Raw genomic sequence first — 20,074 nt, 5'->3', positions numbered from 1 at the left:
GGGCCACCGCGACGGCCGGGGTGTCAGCTGCCGAGGACGCGCTCGAGATAGGCGTTGCCGAACATCCGGTGCGGGTCGAGACGGTCGCGCACGGCGCGGAAGTCGTCGAAGTGGGGGTACGTGCCGCGCAGCGATGCGGCATCCCGGTCGTGCAGCTTGCCCCAGTGGGGACGCCCGTCGTGGTCGCGGGCGATCGCCTCGACGGCGGCGAAGTAGGCGCGGTGGTCGCGCCGGTGGTACTGGTGCACCGCGATGTACCCGCTGTCGCGGCCCTGCGCGGTCGACAACCACACGTCGTCGGCCGCGGCGAAGCGCACCTCGACCGGGAAGCCGACCTGTTCGCCGTGGCGCTGCAGCCACCCGTCGATCTCGGCGAGCACGGCGGGGACGGCCTCGCGCGGCAGCGCGTACTCCATCTCCCGGAACCGCACCCGGCGCGACGACGCGAACACGCGGTAGGACCGGTCGATGTAGTCGCGCGCCGACAGCGCGCGGGCGGCGACGCGGTTGGTCGGCGGGATCAGGGCCGGACGCCGGGTGGTGATCCGGTTCAACCCCTCGAAGACGGTGTTCGACAGAAGTTCGTCGTCGAGCCAGGCGCGGGCCCGGCCGACCGGGCGCAGTTCGGTGCCGGGCAGCACCCGGTTGTTGCGCTTCGTCAGCACCCGGTCGGTGTGGGGGAACCAGTAGAACTCGAAGTGGTCGTTGCCGACGACGAGCTCGTCGAGCCCGGCGAGGGTGTCGGGCAGCGTCGCCGGCGCCTCCGAGGCGGCAAGCGCGTACGCCGGCTCGCAGCGCAGGGTGACGGTGGCGATCACGCCGAGCGCGCCGAGCCCGACGCGGGCGGCGGCGAAGACGTCCGGGTTCTCGGACGCGTCGCAGTGCAGCAGGCTGCCGTCCGCGAGCACGAGGTCGAGCCCGGTCACCTGGGTGGCCAGACCGCCGAGCTTCGCGCCGGTGCCGTGCGTGCCGGTCGAGATCGCGCCCGAGAGCGTCTGCACGTCGATGTCGCCGAGGTTGGTCATCGACAGCCCGAGCTGCCAGAGCGACTCGTTCAGCTCGTGCAGCCGGGTACCCGCGTGGACGGTGACCTCGCCGGTGGCGCGGTCGGCGTGCACGATGCCGGCGAGGCGGTCGAGACGCAGCTGCAGGCCGTCCGTCGCGCCGATGGCGGTGAACGAGTGGCCGCTGCCGATGGGCTTGACGCGCTGTCCGCGCGCCGCCGCGTCGGCGACAGTCCGCTGCAGCGCGGTGACGGTGGCCGGACGCGCCACCGCGACGTCGCAGCTCACCGTGCCGGCCCAGTTGTCCCAACGCGTCACGGGACCGATCCTGCCACCGTCGTACGCTGCCGCGGTGGCTGACATCGACGCCCTGACCCGGGCGACCGCCGACCTCGATCCGCCGTTGGCCGCGCTCGACCTCGCGTCGCTCGACGCCAACGCGGACGACCTGGTGCGCCGGGCCCGTGACACTCCGGTGCGGGTGGCGGCGAAGTCGGTGCGCTGCCGGTGGGTGCTCGAGCGCGTGCTCGCCCGGCCGGGCTGGCAGGGCGTCATGGCGTTCTCGCTCGCCGAGGCGCTGTGGCTCGTGCGCGGCGGGGTGACGGACGTGCTCGTCGGCTACCCGACCGCAGATCGCGCAGCTCTGCGCGAACTCGCCGCCGACGCCACCGCGCTCGAGGCGGTGACGGTGATGATCGACGGTCCCGAGCAGCTGCGGGTGCTGCGCGAGCAGTGCGGCGACGCTCCCGTGCGGGTCTGCCTCGACGTCGACGCGTCGTTGCGGGTCGGCCCGCTGCACCTCGGCGTGCGGCGGTCGCCGCTGCGCACGCCGACGGACGCGGCGATGGTCGCGGTGGCCGCGAAGGCGGACGGCCGCCGGGTCGTCGGCGTCATGTTCTACGAGGCGCAGATCGCCGGGCTGCCCGACACCTCGCCCGCGGTGCGGTTCGTGAAGCGCCGTTCGGCCGCGGACCTCGCGACGAGGCGCGGTGCGGTCGTGGCTGCGGTCGAGGCCGAGGTCGGACGGTTGTCCGTCGTCAACTCGGGCGGCACCGGCAGCCTCGAGGTGAGCTCCGCCGATCCGTGCGTCACCGAGGTGACCGCGGGGTCGGGACTGTTCACGCCCACCCTCTTCGACAGGTACCGCGCGTTCACGCCGCGTCCGGCGCTGTTCTTCGCGCTGCCCGTCGTCCGCCGGCCGGCCGAGCGCATCGCGACCCTGTTCGGCGGCGGGTACATCGCGTCCGGGCCGGCGGGGAAGACCCGCGTGCCGCGGCCGGTCGCCGCCGGGCTGTCGCTCATCGGCACCGAGGGTGCGGGCGAGGTGCAGACGCCCGTCCGGGGCGCGGCCGCCGCCGAGCTCGCGGTGGGTGACCGGGTCTGGTTCCGCCACGCCAAGGCGGGCGAACTGTGCGAGCGGTTCGACACCGTCCACGTCGTGTCCGGCGGCGAGCGCGTCGCCTCCGTGCCGACCTACCGCGGCGAGGGCCGGACGTTCGGTTAGGCGACCAGCGCCGTCAGCACGTCGGTGATCGCGGCGCGGATGCCCGGGTCCGCGACGACGCCGTCCGGTCCGACGTCGGCGGACGAGATCGGGATACTGCGGCAGGCGTCCTCGACGATGCGCGCCTGCACGTAGCCGAGCACCGTGCGCAGCGTGTCGATCGCGCCGTGGCCGCGGCGCGGATCGCTCGCGACGTTCACCCACGCCGTGGGACGGTCGGTCATCTCGGTGCCGCCGACCGTCCACTCGAGCAGGTTCTTCAGGGCGCCGGGGATGGTGCCGGCGTACTCGGGCGTGCAGATGAGCACGCCGTCCGCCGCCGCGATGCCCGCCCGCAACGCCGCCACCGACGGTGGCAGGGGTTCGCGGTCGTCGTCCGGGTTGAAGTGCGGCAGGGCTGTCAGGCCATGGCGGAACGTCTCGACGGACGGCGGCGCGCAGAGCGCCGCCGTCCGCACGAAGGCGGTGTTCGTCGACAGGGCGCGGGTGCTGCCCGAGACGAGCAGCACGCGTCGCATCGGCTCAGTCGTGCGCGATGTCGTTCCAGCCCTCGACCTCTTCGGGCTTGCGGGGCTCCGGGCCGATGTAGCGGGCGGACGGCCGGACGAGGCGTCCCGTCTTCTTCTGCTCCATGATGTGCGCCGACCAGCCGGCCGTGCGGGCGCAGGTGAACATCGCCGGCATCATGTGCGGCGGCACCTCGGCGAAGTCGAGGATGACGGCGGCCCAGAACTCGACGTTCGTCTCGATCGGACGGTCGGGCCGGCGCTCGCGCAGCTCGGCGAGCGCGGCCTGCTCGAGCGCCTCGGCGGCCTCGTAGCGCTTCGAACCGAGCTCCTTGCAGGTGCGGCGCAGCACGCGGGCGCGCGGGTCCTCGGCGCGGTAGACGCGGTGGCCGAAGCCCATCAGCCGCTCGTGCCGGTCGAGGATGCCCTTCACGAACTTGCGGGCGTCGCCGCTGCGCTCGACCTCCTCGATCATCGGCAGCACGCGCGCAGGGGCGCCGCCGTGCAGCGGGCCGCTCATCGCGCCGATGGCACCGGACATCGACGCGGCGACGTCGGCGCCGGTCGAGGCGATCACGCGCGCGGTGAAGGTGGAGGCGTTCATGCCGTGCTCGGCGGCGGAGACGAAGTAGGCGTCGACCGCGCGCACGTGCGCCGGGTCGGGCTCGCCGCGCCAGCGGGTCATGAAGCGCTCGATGATCGTCTCGCACTGGTCGATGCGCGCCTGCGGCACGGCCGGGTTCGACAGGCCGCGCGCCGACTGGGCGGCGTAGCTCAGCGCCATGACGGCGGCGCGGGCGAGCTGCTCGCGCGCCTCCTCGTCGCTGATGTCGAGCAGCGGACGGTAGCCCCAGACCGGCGCGAGCATCGCGAGCGCGGCCTGGACGTCGACGCGCACGTCGCCGGTGTGCACCGGGATCGGGAACGGCTCGGCCGGCGGCAGACCCGGTCCGAACTTGCCGTCGACCAGCAGCGCCCACACGTTGCCGAAGGTGACGCGGCCCGCGAGGTCCTCGATGTCGACGCCCCGGTAGCGCAGCGCGCCGCCGTCCTTGTCCGGCTCGGCGATCTCGGTCTCGAAGGCGATGACCCCTTCGAGGCCCGGGCTGTAGTCGTCTGCCATTGACGTGTGCCTTCCGGTGGTGTGCCGACTGCGGACGTGGCGGTACACGGGGCGGGTTGCGCCCCGACGGGCCCATTCTGCTCACATCGGGTCCGGGGGCGCGCACGGGAGGTGGGAGGATCGGGGCGATGACCGATCCATCCCAGTTGCGCGAGGCCTACACGAAGGGCCGGCTCGACGAGGCGGAGGTCGCCGGCACGTGGCTCGAGCAGCTGCGCTCCTGGTTCGACGCCGCTGCCGCCGATCCGGCCGTCCTCGAACCCAACGCGATCCAGCTCGCCACCGCCGGTGCCGACGGGCATCCCGAGGTGCGCACCGTGCTCGTCAAGGCACTCGACGAGCGCGGCATCGTGTTCTACACCAACCACCGGTCGGCGAAGGGCCGCGCGCTCGCCGAGAACCCGTGGGCGTCCGCAGTGTTCGTGTGGCTTCCCCTGCAGCGGCAGGTGCGGTTGTCCGGGCCGGTCGAGCACGTGTCGCGCGAGGAGACGGCGGCGTACTTCGCCACCCGCCCCCGCGAGTCGCAGCTCGGTGCGTGGGCGTCGCCGCAGTCGCAGGTCGTGGCGTCGCGCGCGGAACTCGAGGCCGCCGAGGACGCCGCAGCGGCGCGCTTCGGCGACGGCGAGATCCCGCCGCCGCCGCACTGGGGTGGTTTCCTGCTGCGTCCCGACGCGGTGGAGTTCTGGCAGGGCCGCGCCGGCCGGCTGCACGACCGCGTGCGGTACCGGCGCGACGGCGACGCCTGGGCTGTCGAACGTCTCGCCCCGTGACCGGACCCGCCCAGCAGGCTCCCGACACCCCCACGCCGCAGGAGGCGTCCGAACAGGCGCGGTCGTGGCGCGCCATGCTGCGCCGCCAGGCGCTCGACACCCGTCCGTTGGCGATCCCTACCTACAAGCGGTTGCTGATCGGCCAGGGGACCTCCTTCATCGGCTCGATGCTCACGCAGGTCGCCGTGCCGGTGCAGGTGTACGCGATCTCGCGGTCGTCGCTCTACGTCGGCCTCGTGGGTCTCGTCGGCCTGCTGCCGATCGTGGTCTTCGGGCTCTACGGCGGCGCGATCGCCGACGTCATCGACCGGCGCCTGCTGTACCTGTGGTCGTCGCTGCTGTCGTGGGTCACGACGCTCGCGCTGCTGCTGCAGACCCTCGCCGGCCTCGACAACGTGCCGCTCATCCTGGTGCTCGTCGGCGTGCAGTCGGGGGCGTTCGCGGTCGCGTCGTCCGCGCGGGGGGCGATCATCCCGCGCATCGTGCCCACCGAGCTCGTGGCGGCCGCGAACACCCTGAACTTCACCGTCGGCAACGTCGGGCAGGTCGCCGGGCCGTTGCTCGCCGGCGTGCTCGTGACGCTGCCCAACGGGTTCGCGGTCGCCTACGGCGTCGACGCCGTGCTGTTCACCGCCGCGCTCTACTCGGTGCTGCGGCTGCCGCCGATCCGCCCGGACGGCCACGGGCAGAAGCTCGGTCTGCGTTCGGTCGCCGAGGGGCTCGCGTTCATCGCGACCCGTCCGGTGCTGCTGATGTCGTTCGCCGTCGACATCGCCGCGATGGTGCTGGCGATGCCGCGCGCGCTGTTCCCCGAGGTCGCCGACGACCGCTACGGCGGCAACGTGGGTCCGCTCTACGCGGCGATCGCGATCGGGGCGGTGGTGGCGGGAGCGTCCAGCGGGTGGATCGGACGGGTCCGCCGCCAGGGCCGCGCGCTGACCTTCGCGATCATCGGCTGGGGGACGGCGGTCGCCCTCGCGGGTCTCGCGCACCACCTGTGGCTGGCGGTGATGCTGCTGGCGGTCGCCGGCGCCGCCGATCTGGTGAGCGCGGTCTACCGGCAGACCATCCTGCAGACCTACGCCCCGGACGAGATGCGCGGGCGCATGCAGGGCGTGTTCATCGCGGTCGTCGCCGGCGGACCACGGCTCGGCGACCTGCGCGCCGGAGGTACGGCGGCCGTCACCGGTCCCACGTTCTCCTGGGTCGGCGGCGGCCTCGCCTGCGTGGCCGTCGTGGCCGTCGGCGGACTGCTCGTCCGCTCCTTCTGGGGCTACGACGCGAGCGCCGAGATCGCGCCCGACTGACCCGTCCGCCGATCCCGGTCCCGGCCTGCCGTCCCCCGTTCCCGCCGTTCTCGCCGGCCGCGCGGATCTTCATGGCCGCGCGTCCCCATGCGGTCGCCGGGTGATCAAGATCCACCGGCCGGTCCGGATCTTCATGGCCGGGCATGCCGATGCCGCCGCCGACCCATCAAGATCGGCCGCGGACGGTCAGGCGGTGTCGACGGTCAGGCGTTGGGGGCGAGCTCGGTGCCCGCGCCGCGCTGGCGGGCGACCGGACGGGCGGGCGCGGCGTCGGCGGGCTGCGCGCCGAGCACGTGGAAGCCCGCGTCGGCGATCATCGCGAGGTCGGCCTCGGCGGCCTGGCCCTCGCTGGTGAGGTAGTCGCCGAGGAACAGCGAGTTCGCCAGATGCAGCGCGAGCGGCTGCTGCGAGCGCAGGTGCATCTCGCGTCCGCCGGCGATGCGCACCTCGGACGACGGCGCGGCGAGCCGCACCATGGCGAGGATGCGCAGGCAGCGGCCCGGCGTGAGCGTCCACTCGTCGGCCAGCGGCGTGCCCTCGAACGGCATCAGGAAGTTGACCGGGATCGAGTCGCTGTCGAGCTCGCGCAGCGCGAAGACGGCCTCGACGATCTCCTCGTCCGTCTCGCCCATGCCGACGATGAGCCCGGAGCACGGCGACAGTCCAGCCTGCTTCGCGTGCTCGACGGTGTTCACCCGGTCGGCGTACTCGTGGGTGGTGCAGATGTCGCCGTAGCGCGACTCGGCGGTGTTGATGTTGTGGTTGTACGCGTCGACGCCCGCCGCCTTGAGCTGCTCGGCCTGCCCGTCGGAGAGGATGCCGAGGCAGGCGCACACCTCGGCCTGCGGGTGTTCGCGCTTGAGCTCGGTGACGATCTCGCCCACGCGGTCGAGGTCGCGCTGGTGCGGGCCGCGCCCGCTGGCCACGAGGCACACGCGCGACGCGCCGCCGGCCAGGCCCATGCCCGCCTGGCGCAGCGCCTCCTCGGGCTTGAGCCAGGTGTACTTGAGGACGTCCGCGCCGGACCCGACCGCCTGCGAGCAGTAGAAGCAGTCCTCGGGGCAGAGGCCGGACTTCAGGTTGACCAGGTAGTTGACCTTGACGCTGGTGCCGAAGTGCTTGCGGCGGACGCGTCCGGCGGCGGCGACGAGGTCGAGCAGGTCGTCGTCGGACGAGCGCAGCACGTCGAGGGCGTCGTCGTGCGTGAGCGCCTCCCCGGCCAGGACACGGTCGGCGAGGTCGGCGAACGGGGTGGGCATGGCAGGCAGCCTAACCAGCGCCGTCCGCCGCTACGGTGGCGCCATGGCGCTGCGGGGCAGGGACTGGACCATCGCGGCGGGCACCCACCGCGTCACCGTCGCCGAGGTCGGCGCGACCCTCGCCGGCTACGAGGCGGACGGCCGTGTCGTGACCCCCGGGTGGGACCCGTCCGTGCTGCCGCCGAAGGGGTGCGGCGCGACCCTCGTGCCCTGGCCGAACCGCATCGCGGGCGCCCGCTACACCTTCGCCGGCGAGACGCAGCAGCTCGCCGCGACCGAGCCCGACACCGGTAACGCGATCCACGGCCTGGGCCGGTGGGAGCGGTGGGCGCCGGCCCGGCAGGACGAGCACCTGCTCACGCTCGGGCTCGACATCGTGCCGCAGAAGGGCTACCCGTTCGAGGTGCGCGCCGAGGTCACCTACGAGGTGCACGCCGAGCGCGGCCTCACCGTCACCCTCGGTGCCCGCAACGTGGGCGACCGGGCCGCGCCCTTCGGCGCGGGTTCGCACCCCTACCTCGCCACCGGCGGCACCCGCCTCGACGACGTGACCCTCACCCTGCCGGCCCGGCAGATCCTCGTGACCGACGAGCGCAGCGTGCCGATCGGCGTGCGCACGCTCGACCACGACTTCCGGGGCGGACGAGCGTTGGGCGCGGACCGTTACGACGACTGCTTCACCGGCCTCGACACGATCGACGGACGGGGCGAGGTCGTCGTCGACACCGGCGAGCACGCGACCCGGCTGTGGTTCGACGACGCGTTCGCGTTCCTGCAGGTGTTCACCGTGCCCGAGCTGGTCCCGGGCTGCGGTGGCATCGCGGTCGAGCCGATGACCTGCGCGCCGAACGCGTTCAACTCCGGGGACGGCATCATCGTGGTGCAGCCGGGCGAGGCGTGGACCGGCAGCTGGGGCATCCAGCCGCTGCGCTGAGGCCGGTCAGTCGAGACGCGCGGTGGTGCGTTCCTGCTCGACCCGGCGGACGAGGGTGGCCTCGTCGGCGTTGCGGACGATCACCACGGACCCGCCCACCGCGAGCGGTGCGAGCAGCGCGTCGACCCAGTCGGACCAGCCGGTCCAGTCACGGGTGGTGAGCAGCCGACCGCCGTCGGCGAGGCCGAGCTCGGCGGCGCGCGACGTCGCCCGGTCGAGGGCCTCGCGTCGGGTCAGCCCGGGAAGACACGGGTCGTCGGGACCCGCGGGCATCGGCAGGCCGGCCCACGCGTCGGCCTGCGGTCGCACGGCGGCGACGTAGTCGGCCGAACCCGACGGCACCGCGTCGCCGAGGCCCACCGCGGCACGGGCGGGTGCCACCAGGAACCGGTCGGGGGCGTCGAGCCCGTCCGCCGTGTCGGGCGTGCCGAACGCGACGTCACCCGAACCGCCGTCGTCGAGCGCGAGGCCGGCGGTGAGGCAGCCGAGCACGACCGGCACCGAGATCCAGTGCGCAGGCAGCGCGAGCGCGGCGGTGTCGCCCACCCCGAGCGCCAGTTCGTCCGTGAGCAGGTTGTGGGTCTTGGCCACCCAGTTCGCGAGCGACTTGCGTGAGAGTTCCGAGCGCTCGCCGGTGCTCTCGTCGTAGTACGTGACGAACGGGCGGGACGCGTCCTCGGCCATGAGGGCCGCGAAGCGCGCCTCGGGGGTCAGTTGATGCACTTCGCGTCGATCGCCGACTTCGTGACCGGCTTGCGAGCGGACGTCGTCGGCGACGTCGGGCCCGGGCTCTCGGTCTTCGGGGCGGTCCGCTTCGGCGGGTTGATGACGTTCTCGACGAACCGCTTGACCTGCACGGGGTTCGTGTACCCGCTCTGCAGGTTCACCGGGATCGTGCGGCCGACGATGTTGTCGGCGGTGAGGCCCTGCACCTGCTCGGCGAGGTCGAACAGGTTCAGCGAGCCGTCGAAGTAGATGGAGCGCTTGAGCGCGTCGCCCAGCTCGCGGATCTTGAACAGCAGGCTGCTGCCGGCGGTGATCTGCCGGAACGTGGCGGTGAGGAAGTACTGCTGGCGCTTGACGCGGTCCTGGTCGCCGCGGGGCAGGTTGTGCCGCTGGCGGACGAACTCGAGCGCCTTGACGCCGGAGATCGTGCTGCGGCCCTTGGGCAGCACCAGCCCGGAGCCGCCGTCCTCGCCGTGCGCCAGGTTGTAGGCGACGGTGTCGTTGACGGCGTGGCACATCGTCACCGGGATGCCGCCGATGGCCTTGCTGATGCGGTAGAAGCCGAGCAGGTCGACCTGCACGTAGTGGTCGAAGGTCAGGCCGGTGAGGTTGCGGACGGTCTGCAGCAGCAGGTTCGCGCCCGCGGTGCGCTTGGCGTCGACGCTGCCCTGCGTCTCGGTGTAGCCCAGGGCGTACGGCGCGTTGAGCTTGTTCATGCCGTGGCCCGGCACCTCGACCTCGGCGTCGCGGGGCAGCGAGATGAGCGTCGCCCGCGACCCGTCGGCCGGGATGTGGACGATCATCATCGTGTCGGTGGCGAGGCTGCCGCCGTCGCGGCCGACCTTGAGCTCGCGCACCTCGGCGTCGGTCATGTTCGACCGGTCGTCGTTGCCCACCACCAGGATGTTCTGGTCGGTGCCGTCGATGTCCTTCTCGGTCTTCTGCGCCGCGTCCTTCTGGCGCCCGGTCTGGATGCCCTGCAGCCGGCTGATGCCGTTGTCCAGGTCGCGGAAGGAATACCAGGTGTAGCCGGCGAGCACGAGCAGGACGATCGAGAGGATCGAGCCCAGGATGCGTCCGACCGGCTTCAGTGCGGCGGCGCGTTCGGCGACGGTGCCGCCGCGGTGCCGACCCCGCGGGTCGAGGTGCGGCGGCAGGCCGTGCGCTGACATGACCCGGAGAGTACAAGCGGTTGCCTCGAGAACCGCCTGTGGTACTCAGGCCCGGTTCACGCGGTGCGGGCTCGTCAGTCGATGCACCCGAGCCACCCGCCCGCGCGAGAGGCGCCCGCGGACGCCCCGGGAGACGCGGTCGCGGAGGGTGTCGCCCTCGGTGTCGTGCCGGCGCCCTTGGCCATGACGCCGTTGCGTCCGACGACGAGCGTGACGCGGCGGACGTCCGGGGTGACGGTCGCGATCGCGCGGGGGACCGCCGCCAGCACGGCCTTGGCCTGCGCCTCATCGCCGGCCGGGTAGAGGACGGCCGTCCGCAACTGGGTGGTCGACGCCGAGTCGACGGCACCGACCCGGAAGCCGAGCTTCGTCAGGGCGGTGGCGTTGCGGGCCGCGAGGCGTGGGGTGTCGGTGCCGTTGAGGACGTCGACGGTGACGGCGGCGGGCTTCGCCGCCTTCGCCGAGCGCAGGGCGTCGTCGCGCTTGCCCTCGAGCTGGGCGACGAAGGCGGGCAGTGCCGCACGGTTGACCTCGACGATCGCGGTCTCGACACCGTCGGGGTAGATGACCTTGGGACCGTTGTTGGGGATCGTCGCGAAGTCGATGCCGCCCGCGGTGAGGGCCTGGAACTGCCGGGCGAGACCGATGAGGTCGAGGCCCGGGTCGGTGAGCAGCGACGAGCCGACCGCGTCGAGGAAGTCCTGCATCTTGAACGGGTTCAGGATCGTGCCCGCGGACGTGATCTTCTCGAACGCGGCCTTGAGGAAGTACTGCTGGCGCCGCACCCGGTCGAGGTCGCCGTGGGGCAGGCCGTGGCGCTGCCGCACGAAGGCCAGCGCCTGCTCGCCCTTGATGAGCGAGCGGCCGGCGGGCAGGTCGATGCCGGAGAAGCCGTGGCGGGTGCCGTCGGTCTCGGTGCTCGCGTTCTGCGCGTGCTTGAGGCACACCTCGACGCCGCCGATGGCGTTGCTGATGCGGTAGAAGCCGAGCAGGTTGACCTGCATGTAGTGGTCGACCTCGAGGCCCGTCAGCGTCTGGACGGTGCGGATCGTCGCGTCGATGCCGGCGCTCTCACTGGCCTTCTCGGACTTCCCCGCCGATCGCGCGGTGTTGTACGCGTCCGGGTAGGCGGAGTTCATCTTGCCCTTGCCGCCACCGGGCAGGGTCACCCACGCGTCGCGGGGGAACGAGACCAGCGTCGGACGGCCGTCCGCCGGCACGTGCAGCAGCATCATCGTGTCGGCGTTGACCGTGGTCTGGTCGGTGCCCGCCCGCAGGGCCCGCAGCTCGGCGCGGGTGGCGCCGGCGCGGGTGTCGTTGCCCAGCAGCAGGATGTTCTGCGCCTTGCCGTCGGGGTCCTTGGCCGCACCGGGCACGGCCGCGCCGTGCGGGATGCGCTCGGTGAAGTCCTGGAACGTGGCCCACGCGATGCCGCTCACGACGATGACGAGCAGCGACAGCGACGCGAACAGCGCCCGCAGCCCGACCCGGACGCCCCACCGCAGGTGGAGGCGCGGGGCCGGCAGGCGGAGCGACGGACGCGGAGGCATCGTGCCGACGCTAACGCCGGGGACGACCCCGATCGGGCAGGCAGGCCGACCGGAGATCTGGATCAATCCGGCGGTTACCCTTCCCTCAAGCGTGAATGTCGCCTAACGTCGTCTTCACATCGGCGTGTCGCCCCCACACTTCCGAAGTGAGTTGGTAATGAACCCGTTCCCCCCGCGGGTGCTCCGGTCTGCAGTCGCCGCCCTGGCGCTCGCAGTCGGCACCGTCACCGCCCTGTCCGTCGCCGGCCCCGCCGCCGAGGCCGGGACGATCACCATCAAGCCCACGGGCAGCGTGATCGTGACCAGCAACGGCAACGGCCACGGTCACGGCATGAGCCAGTACGGCGCGTACGGCGCGGCCCGCCAGGGCAGGACGTACCGCCAGATCCTCGCCTTCTACTACCCCGGGACGACGTTGACGACGCTGCCGCGCACCATCGTGCGCGTGCGCCTGTCGGGCTTCCCGACCACCGTGACCGTCCAGGCCGAGGCCCACCTCACCGTCACCGGCAACGGCGGCGCGTCGCTGCCCGTCACCGGGTACAAGCAGTACCGGCTCGTCGCCTCGGGCAGCGGCTTCACGCTGCAGCGGCTCGGCACCGCGAAGGGCGCGACCTGGAAGACCTACCGCACCGGGCTGCCGAACCGGTCGGAGTTCTGGCGCAACAACGCCTGGTCGACCCGCCTCTACCGGGCGGACGGGACCAGCACCCGGTTCTTCGGCTACGTGCGGGCGGTGCGTTCCGGCAGCAGCGCCTACGTCGTCAACCGCGTCGGCCTGGACAACTACACCGCCGGCGTCGTCGCGAGCGAGATCCCGACCAGCTGGTCGGCGCAGGCGGTCAACGCGCAGGCCGTCGCCGCGCGCACCTACGCCCGGTACGAGGTCGTCCACACCCCGTCCGGCAGCGAGTACGACATCTGCGACACCACGCAGTGCCAGGTCTACAACGGCCGCTACTCCTACGACAGCAGCGGGCAGCTGATGACGTGGCGTTCGGCGTACACGCCGGCGGTCACCGCGACGAGCAACCAGGTGCTGCAGTACAAGGGCCAGACGATCTTCTCCCAGTTCTCCGCCTCGAACGGCGGGTACACGGCGAGCGGCGGCCAGCCCTACCTCGTGTCGCGCAAGGACACCTACGACACGATGTCGCTCAACCCTTACATCCGCGACCGCACGAAGGTCTCGGCGCGCTCGCTCGCGGCGTACTTCGGCCTGGCGAAGGTGACCGGCCTGTCCGTCACCAAGCGCGACGGCCACGGTTCCTGGGGCGGACGGGTCCTCGCCGGCACCGTGAAGGGCGTCGGATCGAACGGCAAGGCCAGGACGGTGTCCGTGACCGGTTTCGACCTGCAGTACGCGTTCGGGATCGGCACGACGATGTTCACGGTCGCGCCCGCGTAGTCCCGTCCGCCGGCCCGGTGTGCGATCCTGCCGCGCATGCCGAGCCCCGCTGCCACCACCCTGCTCGACGACGTCGAGGCGGTCATCCTCGTCGGCGGCCTGGGCACCCGGCTGCGGCCGCTGACCCTCTCGGCGCCCAAGCCGATGCTGCCCACGGCGGGCGTGCCGTTCCTGACCCACCAGATGCTGCGCCTGCGCGACGCGGGCGTGCGGCACATCGTGCTGGGCACCAGCTACCGCGCCGAGGTCTTCGAGGAGCACTTCGGTGACGGGACGGACCTGGGCGTCGAGCTCGAGTACGTCGTCGAGACCGAGGCGCTCGGCACCGGTGGCGGCATCCGCAACGTCGCCGGTCACCTGAGCGCCGGCACCGTCCTGGTGCTCAACGGCGACAACCTCATCGGGGTGGACCTGGGCGTTCTGGTCGGCGAGCACCGCGCCCACGACGCGGACGTCACGCTCACGCTCACGCGGGTCGCCGACCCCCGCGCGTTCGGGTGCGTCAAGACCGACCCCGACGGACGGGTGACGGCGTTCCTCGAGAAGGACCCCCACCCCGTCACCGACCAGATCAACGCCGGGCTGTACGTGTTCCGCCGCGAGATCATCGACGGCATCCCCACGGGACGGCCGGTGTCGGTCGAGCGCGAGACCTTCCCGGGCCTGCTCGAGTCCGGCGCGACCGTCTGCGGCCACGTGCACACCGGGTACTGGCGCGACTTCGGCACGCCGGCCGACTTCGTCCAGGGCTCGTGCGACCTCGTGCTCGGGCGCGCCCCGTCACCCGCGGTGAGCGTGCCGGGGGCCTCGCTGGTGCTGCCGGGTGCCACGGTCGACGGCACCGCGTTCCTGTCCATGGGCACCACGGTGGGTGCGGGGGCGTCCGTGGGACGGCGGGCGACCGTCGAGGGTTCCGTCCTGTTCGACGGCGCCAGGGTCGGTCCGGGCGCGATCATCCGCCGGTCCGTCATCGGCGCCGGCGCGGTGGTCGGCGAGGCGGCCGTGATCGAGGACGCGATCGTCGGCGACCGCGCCGACGTGGGGGCACGGGTGGAGCTGCGCCACGGCGCCCGGGTCTGGCCGGGCGTGCAGCTGGCGGACGGCGCCGTGCGGTTCTCGTCGGACGTGTGAGTCACACTGGGCCGGTGCCCGCCGACGCCCTGACCCGCACCTGGGACGCGGGGCACCGCATCGACCTGCGGGCCACCCTGCAGCCGCTGCGCCGCGGCACCGGCGACCCCGCCCACCGCTGGGACCCCTCGGGCCGCTTCTGGTGGGCCTGCCTCACCCCGGACGGTCCCGGCACCCTCGCGCTGTCCGCCGCCGGTCAGGTCGTGACCGCCCACGCCTGGGGTGACGGCGCGCAGTGGCTGCTCGACGGCGTGCCGCGGCTGCTCGGCGCGGACGACGACTGGTCGGGTCTCGACGTGTCGTCCGTCGCGGTGCTGCACCGCACCCGGCGCACCCGCCCCGGCCTGCGTCTCGTCGCGACCGGCCTGGTCATGGACGCTCTGGTGCCGGCCGTCCTCGAACAGAAGGTCACCGGCGTCGAGGCCCGGCGCGCCTGGCGGGGGCTGCTGTACACGTTCGGGTCGCCCGCACCGGGCCCGGCCGACAGCGTCGCCGCGAGCATGCGGGTGCCCCCGCCGCCGCGCACCCTGCTCGAGGTCCCGTCCTGGGACTGGCACCGCTTCGGCGTCGACATCAAGCGGCAGCGGGCCATCCGCGCGGCGGCCACGGTCGCGCACCGCCTCGAGGAGTGCGCGGCGATGTCCCACGCCGACGCCACGGCCCGTCTGCTGCTGATCCCCGGCATCGGCGTCTGGACGGCGGCCGAGACGACGCAGCGGGCTCTCGGCGACCCGGACGCGGTCAGCGTCGGCGACTACCACCTGAAGAACATGGTGGTGCACCTGCTCACCGGCCGTGCCCGCGGCACCGACGAGGAGATGGTCGAGCTGCTGGGCGCGTGGCCCGGCCAGCGTCAGCGCGTCATGCGGCTGATCGAGCTCACCGGCATCGCCGCGCCCAGGTTCGGGCCGAAGTTCAACTACACCGACATCCGCGCCATCTGAGACTGCGCACCGCGCGTCTCCCCGGCCCACGCCACGACGGTGTCGATGAGCGTCCCCAGGTGGTCGCGGGTCGCGGTGAGGTCCGCGAGCTCGTGATCGATGCGCCGGCGCTCGGCGCGCAGCGTCTCGATGGTCTCGTACGTGACCTCGTCCGAGGGGGCGTCGACGCAGGGCAGGACGCTCGCGATGGTGCTGCTCGACAGGCCGGCCGCGTAGAGCCGCCGCAGCATCCGCACGCGCTCGACCGCGGTGTCGTCGTACACGCGCTGACCGCTCGCCGTGCGCGTGGGCGTGAGCAGCGCCTGCTCCTCGTAGTAGCGCAGCGCGCGGACGGACGCGCCGGTGCGGACGGACAGCTCGCCGATGCGCATGAGTGACCTCGCTCTCGTGGGCCGCGCCGGAGCTTGCCCCTGACGCCGACGTGAGGTCCTAGCGTCGCGTCGTCATCGGCCATTCCCGTCAGGAGCACATCATGGACATCGCCGGATCGGTCGCCCTCGTGACCGGCGCCAATCGCGGCCTCGGCCGCGCGTTCGCGCTCGCCCTCGTCGAACGCGGGGCCGCGAAGGTCTACGCGGCGGCGCGGGACCCGCGCAGTATCGAGCTGCCCGGCGTCGAGCCGCTGCAGCTCGACCTGCTCGACGAGGCGTCGGTCGCCCGGGCGGCCGGCGTCGCGTCCGACGTCACGCTGCTGGTCAACAACGCCGGGGTGTCGGTCCGGCAGAACCTGCTCACCGGAGATCTCGCCGAGATCCGCCGCGAGATGGACACGAACTTCTACGGGACGCTCGCGGTGACGCGCGCGTTCGCCGGGGTGCTCGGCGCGAACGGCGGGGGTGCCGTGCTCAACGTGCTGTCGGCGCTGTCGTGGTTCTCGTTCGACGGGGCGACGTCGTACTCCGCGGCGAAGGCGGCCGAGTGGAGCCTCACCAACGGCACCCGCGTCGAGCTCGCCGCGCAGGGCACGCAGGTCGTCGGGCTCGCGCTCGGGGGCGCGGCCACGGACATGATGAAGGGGTACGACGGCCCGCTTCTCGATCCGGACGACGTGGTGCGCGCGGCGCTCGACGGCGTGCGGTCGGGCGCGTCCGAGGTGCTCGTCGACGACTGGAGCCGCGCCGTCAAGGCCGGGCTCGCCGAGGATCCCGCGGTGTTCTACGCCCGCGTCGCGGCGGGCGAGGTGTCGTTCTAGGCGGGTTGTCTAGGCGCCGGCGAACTCGTCGAGCACCGCGTCGGCGAGCGGCGGCCACGCCTCCTTGGCCCACGGGCCGAAGTCGCGGTCGGCGAGGGCGACGAGCGCGAGCCCTGCCTCGGGGTCGATCCAGAAGAAGGTGCCGGCCTGCCCGAAGTGGCCGTACGTGGTGGGGGAGTTGCGCGAGCCCGTCCAGTGCGGTGACTTCGAGTCGCGGATCTCGAAGCCCAGCCCCCAGTCGTTCGACGCTTGCCCCCCGAAGCCGGGCAGCACGCCGCGCAGGCCCGCGAACTGCACCGTGCGCAGCAGCTCGAGCGTCGGTGTCGAGAGCAGCCCGCTGGGCGACAACGACTCTGCGCAGATGCGCGCAATATCGTCGACGGTGGACACGCCGGCGTGGGCGGGGGAGCCGTCGAGCGACGACGACGTCATGCCCAGTGGCCCGAACACCGCGTCGCGCAGGTAGTCGGCGAACCCGATGCCGGTGGCCCGGGCGACGTGATCGCCGAGCAGGTCGAAGCCGGCGTTCGAGTACAACCGCCGCTCCTCGGGTGCGCGTTCGCGACGCCGTTCGTCCGGCGCGATGCCCGACGCGTGTGCGAGCAGGTGCCGGACGGTCGCGCCCGGCAGCAGGTCCGCGTCCGGCTCGTCGTCGAGCGTCACGGCCTCCTCCTCGACGGCCACCAGGACCGCGAGGGCGGCGAGGGGTTTCGTGACCGACGCGAGGCGGAAGCGGTGGTCGGTGCTGCCGTGCGTGGCGACCACGCCGTCCGGCCCCACCACCGCCGCGGCGGCCGTGGTGACCGGCCACCCATCGAGTTGGGAAAGCGAACTCACGGGCTCACCGGCACCCGCGGCGCGCCGGTCGGGCGTGCGCCCGGCCTGCTCACGCCTCGACCCGTTCGCGGGCGGCGGCCACGAGCAGCGGCAGCTCCGACGCGGCGTCCGCCGGCAGGTCGTCCCACGCGAACCAGCGCAGGTCGAGCGACTCGTCGCTGATCGCCGGCTCGGCGCCGGGCGCGGCCACCGCGAGGAACTGCACGTCGAAGTGGCGCGTCGGCACCCCGAGCGAGCAGGTGATGGGGTGCACGTCGAGCCGCAGCGGCACGGGATCGACCGACAGCGAGCCGATGCCGCTCTCCTCGCGCGCCTCGCGGGCGGCGGCGTCGAGCAGCGTGCGGTCGCCAGGCTCGCAGTGGCCGCCGAGCTGCAGCCAGCGTCCGACGCGGGGGTGCAGCGTCAGCAGCACGGCGCCGCGCGACGGGTCGACGACCACGGTGCTCGCGGTGAGGTGGCCGGGCACGCACGAGCGCCACATCGCGTCCGGGCGCGCGGCGAGGAAGCCGAGGAACGCCTGGCGTACCGCCGAGGTCGCGACGTCGTCGGTCGGGAAGGCGGTGACGACCTCGACGGCGTCCTCGTGCAGGGGCGGAGGGGTCGAGTCGGCGCGCTCGGCGTCGGCGCGTCCGGCGGCCATCGCCTCGGCGGTGCCGAGACGGAACATGTCCTGCTCGGCACCGCGGACGAGTTCGGTGCTGCCGCGGCCGTCGTCGACCAGCCGGCCGTGCGGGGCGAGCCCGCGCACGATCGCCATGGGGACGCCGCCGAGCTTGCCCTTGACGAGGTCGCCGGCGGCGGCGATCTCGTCCGCGACCGCGACGAGCGTCGCCTCGAGGGTGTTGCCGTAGGCGTCGACGCTGCCGCGCGGGTCGTGGATCGCGCTCAGGCCCGCGACGCCGATGGCGACGTCGACCACGCCGCCGCGCCAGGGGCGTCCGAAGGTGTCGCTGATGATCACGCCGACCGTCACGCCCAGGCGTTCGCGGATCGCCTCGCGCAGCAGGCCCGCGGACGCGTCCGGGTCGACGGGCAGCAGCGCGAGCTCGTTGCGCGACACGTTCGACGCGTCGACGCCGGCGGCCGCCATCACCAGGCCCTGCTTGTTCTCGACGATGCGCAGCGGCCCGCGGCGGGCGACCACGCGGACGGTCTCGGCGTCGATCGCCGCCTGCCGTGCGGCCTCGCGCACGTCGGGGTCTGTGCTGTCGAGCACGATCATGCGGCCCTCGGCCTTCGACACGATCTTCGACGTCACGACGAGCACGTCGCCGTCGCGCAGGTCGGCGTGGGCCTGCACGAGGTCGCAGAGGTCGTCGCCGGGGTGCACCTCGCCGATGCCGATCACCGGCAGGATCTCGACGTGCGCGGCGGCGTGGTCGGTACTCACGCCACCAGCTCCAGCGCGGCCCTCACCATCGCGGCGGTGGCGTCGTCGTCGGTCATGAGCAGGGGGACGTCGCGCACGGTCACGCCCGGGACGTCCGCGGTGTCGCCGGTGTGCACGAGCCAACCGTCGAGCAGGCCACCGTCCGACCGCGCGCCGTAGTGCCGGCCGACCCCCTCGGCCGACACCTCGACGCCGATGGCCGGCAGGCACGTGTCGGCCATGCCGCGGACCGGCGCGCCGTCGATGATCGGCGACAGCCCGACGACGCGGCCGGGCGCCTGCGCGACCGCCTCGCGGATGCCGGCGATGCCCAGGATCGTGCCGATGGACACGACCGGGTTGCTCGGCGCCACGAGGACGACGTCGGCGGTGGTGATCGTGTCGAGCACGCCGGGCGCGGGCGTGGCGTCGTCGACGCCGACCTGGACGAAGGCGTGGGGGGTCAGCTGCGCGCGGTGGCGCACCCACCACTCCTGGAAGTGCACGGCCCGCCGCTTCGGGGCGTCCTCGCCCTCGTCGGCGAACTCGACGATCACGTGGGTCTCGCACCGGTCGTCCGACATCGGCAGCATGGTGACGCCGGGCTGCCAGCGCTCGCAGAGCGCGGCCGTCACCGCGCTGAGCGGGTAGCCGGCCTCGAGCATGCGGGTGCGCACCAGGTGCGTCGCGATGTCGAGATCGCCGAGGTTGAACCAGGTGGGCTGCGCGCCGTAGGCCGCGAACTCCTCCTGGATGCGCCAGGTCTCGCCCTCGCGGCCCCAGCCGCGGCCGGCGTCGTGCACGCCGCCGAGCGTGTACATGACGCTGTCGAGGTCGGGACAGATGCGCATGCCGTGCAGCGTCACGTCGTCGCCGGTGTTGACGATCGCCGTCACGGTGTCGTCGGGGCACGCGGCGCGCACGCCACGCAGGAAGCGGGCCCCGCCGACGCCGCCGGCCAGCACTGCGATTCGCACGCGGACGAACCTACGCGATGCCGCGGGCGTCGCTCCGGCGCCGTTTCAGCAGGGCCCCCACGTCGTGCATCGTCACCTCGCGCGCGCCGTGATCGAGCGCCGCCGGACGCAGCACGGCCGGCAGGTCGTAGTGCCAGCGCCAGGGATGGTCCTGGAACGCCACACGCGGCATGCCGACCAGCTCGGCGAACGCGTGCAGTTCCTCGCGGGTGTCGGCGAGCAGGTGGCAGTAGTCGCGGAAGCGCAACCCCGCCTCGGGGTAGGAGCGCACCGTGTCGACGTAGACGGTCACCGGCGCCGCGCGGCAGGGACTGTGCTCATGACATTTTCGAGTATCCCGGACGGCCTGACCGTCGCGCTC

The 20,074-nt window shown here is 73.2% G+C and carries 20 protein-coding genes; 8 read left to right on the top strand and 12 right to left on the bottom strand.

From position 1 onward, the window contains the following. Window positions 1–23: 23 nt before the first annotated feature. Complete coding sequence (locus ACYVP9_RS09310) at window positions 24–1,367, bottom strand: D-arabinono-1,4-lactone oxidase (RefSeq protein WP_460604506.1); 1,344 nt, start codon at window positions 1,365–1,367, stop codon at window positions 24–26. Between ACYVP9_RS09310 and ACYVP9_RS09305 the strand changes: the two genes are divergently transcribed. Continuing rightward, window positions 1,357–2,508, top strand: a complete 1,152-nt coding sequence (locus tag ACYVP9_RS09305) for an amino acid deaminase/aldolase (RefSeq protein WP_460604505.1) — start codon at window positions 1,357–1,359, stop codon at window positions 2,506–2,508. The two genes, ACYVP9_RS09310 and ACYVP9_RS09305, sit on opposite strands and share 11 nt — an antisense overlap. Here the strand turns inward: ACYVP9_RS09305 and ACYVP9_RS09300 are convergent. Both ACYVP9_RS09300 and ACYVP9_RS09295 read right to left on the bottom strand, forming a co-directional pair. Further along, window positions 2,505–3,026: an NADPH-dependent FMN reductase gene (locus ACYVP9_RS09300; protein WP_460604504.1), complete on the bottom strand. Its 522-nt coding sequence runs from the start codon at window positions 3,024–3,026 to the stop codon at window positions 2,505–2,507. The two genes, ACYVP9_RS09305 and ACYVP9_RS09300, sit on opposite strands and share 4 nt — an antisense overlap. Before the next feature lie 4 nt (window positions 3,027–3,030). Continuing rightward, window positions 3,031–4,137, bottom strand: a complete 1,107-nt coding sequence (locus ACYVP9_RS09295) for a citrate synthase 2 (RefSeq protein ID WP_460604503.1) — start codon at window positions 4,135–4,137, stop codon at window positions 3,031–3,033. Between the two features lie 128 nt (window positions 4,138–4,265). On the opposite strand from ACYVP9_RS09295, the gene pdxH reads away from it, so the two are divergent. Both pdxH and ACYVP9_RS09285 read left to right on the top strand, forming a co-directional pair. Then, window positions 4,266–4,907 carry a pyridoxine/pyridoxamine 5'-phosphate oxidase gene (pdxH, locus tag ACYVP9_RS09290; protein WP_460604502.1) on the top strand — a complete coding sequence of 214 codons (642 nt, stop codon included), beginning with the start codon at window positions 4,266–4,268 and terminating at the stop codon, window positions 4,905–4,907. Beyond that, the gene (locus ACYVP9_RS09285; RefSeq protein ID WP_460604501.1) at window positions 4,904–6,214 is read left to right on the top strand and encodes an MFS transporter; all 1,311 of its coding nucleotides are present in this window, start codon (window positions 4,904–4,906) and stop codon (window positions 6,212–6,214) included. Before pdxH ends, ACYVP9_RS09285 begins: the two co-directional genes overlap by 4 nt. Before the next feature lie 203 nt (window positions 6,215–6,417). On the opposite strand, the gene bioB is transcribed toward ACYVP9_RS09285, so the two are convergent. Next, complete coding sequence (bioB, locus tag ACYVP9_RS09280) at window positions 6,418–7,473, bottom strand: biotin synthase BioB (RefSeq protein WP_460604500.1); 1,056 nt, start codon at window positions 7,471–7,473, stop codon at window positions 6,418–6,420. Between bioB and ACYVP9_RS09275 the strand changes: the two genes are divergently transcribed. Then, window positions 7,472–8,407 (top strand): aldose 1-epimerase family protein, encoded by a 936-nt coding sequence (locus ACYVP9_RS09275; protein WP_460604499.1) that lies wholly within the window; start codon window positions 7,472–7,474, stop codon window positions 8,405–8,407. The genes bioB and ACYVP9_RS09275 overlap by 2 nt on opposite strands. A 6-nt stretch (window positions 8,408–8,413) precedes the next feature. Here ACYVP9_RS09275 and ACYVP9_RS09270 read toward each other — a convergent pair whose 3' ends face one another. The 3 genes from ACYVP9_RS09270 to ACYVP9_RS09260 form a co-directional block, all read right to left on the bottom strand. Beyond that, window positions 8,414–9,130, bottom strand: a complete 717-nt coding sequence (locus ACYVP9_RS09270; protein ID WP_460604498.1) for a TIGR03089 family protein — start codon at window positions 9,128–9,130, stop codon at window positions 8,414–8,416. Next, window positions 9,118–10,305, bottom strand: coding sequence for an LCP family protein (locus tag ACYVP9_RS09265; protein ID WP_460604497.1), 1,188 nt, complete (start codon window positions 10,303–10,305; stop codon window positions 9,118–9,120). Before ACYVP9_RS09265 ends, ACYVP9_RS09270 begins: the two co-directional genes overlap by 13 nt. Window positions 10,306–10,379: 74 nt before the next feature. Then, window positions 10,380–11,855, bottom strand: coding sequence for an LCP family protein (locus ACYVP9_RS09260; RefSeq protein ID WP_460604496.1), 1,476 nt, complete (start codon window positions 11,853–11,855; stop codon window positions 10,380–10,382). A 157-nt stretch (window positions 11,856–12,012) separates the two neighbouring features. On the opposite strand from ACYVP9_RS09260, the gene ACYVP9_RS09255 reads away from it, so the two are divergent. Genes ACYVP9_RS09255 through ACYVP9_RS09245 form a run of 3 tightly spaced genes read left to right on the top strand, consistent with a single transcriptional unit; the run spans window position 12,013 to window position 15,338 of the window. After that, the gene (locus tag ACYVP9_RS09255; protein WP_460604495.1) at window positions 12,013–13,263 is read left to right on the top strand and encodes a SpoIID/LytB domain-containing protein; all 1,251 of its coding nucleotides are present in this window, start codon (window positions 12,013–12,015) and stop codon (window positions 13,261–13,263) included. 36 nt (window positions 13,264–13,299) lie between these two features. Further along, on the top strand, window positions 13,300–14,394 hold the full coding sequence (gene manB / locus ACYVP9_RS09250) for a mannose-1-phosphate guanylyltransferase (RefSeq protein WP_460604494.1): 1,095 nt from the start codon (window positions 13,300–13,302) through the stop codon (window positions 14,392–14,394). A gap of 14 nt (window positions 14,395–14,408) precedes the next feature. Then, the gene (locus ACYVP9_RS09245) at window positions 14,409–15,338 is read left to right on the top strand and encodes a DNA-3-methyladenine glycosylase family protein (RefSeq protein ID WP_460604493.1); all 930 of its coding nucleotides are present in this window, start codon (window positions 14,409–14,411) and stop codon (window positions 15,336–15,338) included. Here the strand turns inward: ACYVP9_RS09245 and ACYVP9_RS09240 are convergent. Next, a complete protein-coding gene (locus ACYVP9_RS09240; protein WP_460604492.1) occupies window positions 15,314–15,709 on the bottom strand; it encodes a MerR family transcriptional regulator in 396 nt (131 codons plus the stop codon). The genes ACYVP9_RS09245 and ACYVP9_RS09240 overlap by 25 nt on opposite strands. 101 nt (window positions 15,710–15,810) lie before the next feature. Here ACYVP9_RS09240 and ACYVP9_RS09235 point away from each other — a divergent pair, with 101 nt between their 5' ends. Beyond that, on the top strand, window positions 15,811–16,530 hold the full coding sequence (locus ACYVP9_RS09235) for an SDR family oxidoreductase (RefSeq protein ID WP_460604491.1): 720 nt from the start codon (window positions 15,811–15,813) through the stop codon (window positions 16,528–16,530). A gap of 9 nt (window positions 16,531–16,539) precedes the next feature. Here ACYVP9_RS09235 and ACYVP9_RS09230 read toward each other — a convergent pair whose 3' ends face one another. The 4 genes from ACYVP9_RS09230 to ACYVP9_RS09215 are packed head-to-tail and all read right to left on the bottom strand — an operon-like array spanning window position 16,540 to window position 20,005. Beyond that, entirely contained in the window at window positions 16,540–17,367 is an 828-nt protein-coding gene (locus tag ACYVP9_RS09230) for a serine hydrolase domain-containing protein (RefSeq protein ID WP_460604490.1), read from the bottom strand. A 49-nt stretch (window positions 17,368–17,416) separates the two neighbouring features. Next, entirely contained in the window at window positions 17,417–18,757 is a 1,341-nt protein-coding gene (locus ACYVP9_RS09225) for a coenzyme F420-0:L-glutamate ligase (protein ID WP_460604489.1), read from the bottom strand. After that, complete coding sequence (gene cofD / locus ACYVP9_RS09220) at window positions 18,754–19,713, bottom strand: 2-phospho-L-lactate transferase (RefSeq protein WP_460604488.1); 960 nt, start codon at window positions 19,711–19,713, stop codon at window positions 18,754–18,756. Before cofD ends, ACYVP9_RS09225 begins: the two co-directional genes overlap by 4 nt. Window positions 19,714–19,723: 10 nt before the next feature. Further along, the gene (locus tag ACYVP9_RS09215) at window positions 19,724–20,005 is read right to left on the bottom strand and encodes a DUF4031 domain-containing protein (RefSeq protein WP_460604487.1); all 282 of its coding nucleotides are present in this window, start codon (window positions 20,003–20,005) and stop codon (window positions 19,724–19,726) included. Window positions 20,006–20,074: the final 69 nt, after the last annotated feature.

This window comes from Jatrophihabitans fulvus, from assembly GCF_054781375.1.
This window is presented reverse-complemented; position numbering and strand designations above follow the sequence as displayed.

Excerpts from the sequence above, each read along its gene's own strand:
- ACYVP9_RS09310 (WP_460604506.1), bottom strand. The coding sequence starts at position 1,367 with ATGTCAGCCACCGCGGCAGCGTACGACGGTGGCAGGATCGGTCCCGTG.
- ACYVP9_RS09300 (WP_460604504.1), bottom strand. The coding sequence starts at position 3,026 with ATGCGACGCGTGCTGCTCGTCTCGGGCAGCACCCGCGCCCTGTCGACG.
- ACYVP9_RS09295 (WP_460604503.1), bottom strand. The coding sequence starts at position 4,137 with ATGGCAGACGACTACAGCCCGGGCCTCGAAGGGGTCATCGCCTTCGAG.
- pdxH (WP_460604502.1), top strand. The coding sequence starts at position 4,266 with ATGACCGATCCATCCCAGTTGCGCGAGGCCTACACGAAGGGCCGGCTC.
- ACYVP9_RS09275 (WP_460604499.1), top strand. The coding sequence starts at position 7,472 with ATGGCAGGCAGCCTAACCAGCGCCGTCCGCCGCTACGGTGGCGCCATG.
- bioB (WP_460604500.1), bottom strand. The coding sequence starts at position 7,473 with ATGCCCACCCCGTTCGCCGACCTCGCCGACCGTGTCCTGGCCGGGGAG.
- ACYVP9_RS09265 (WP_460604497.1), bottom strand. The coding sequence starts at position 10,305 with ATGTCAGCGCACGGCCTGCCGCCGCACCTCGACCCGCGGGGTCGGCAC.
- ACYVP9_RS09260 (WP_460604496.1), bottom strand. The coding sequence starts at position 11,855 with ATGCCTCCGCGTCCGTCGCTCCGCCTGCCGGCCCCGCGCCTCCACCTG.
- ACYVP9_RS09255 (WP_460604495.1), top strand. The coding sequence starts at position 12,013 with ATGAACCCGTTCCCCCCGCGGGTGCTCCGGTCTGCAGTCGCCGCCCTG.
- manB (WP_460604494.1), top strand. The coding sequence starts at position 13,300 with ATGCCGAGCCCCGCTGCCACCACCCTGCTCGACGACGTCGAGGCGGTC.
- ACYVP9_RS09240 (WP_460604492.1), bottom strand. The coding sequence starts at position 15,709 with ATGCGCATCGGCGAGCTGTCCGTCCGCACCGGCGCGTCCGTCCGCGCG.
- ACYVP9_RS09235 (WP_460604491.1), top strand. The coding sequence starts at position 15,811 with ATGGACATCGCCGGATCGGTCGCCCTCGTGACCGGCGCCAATCGCGGC.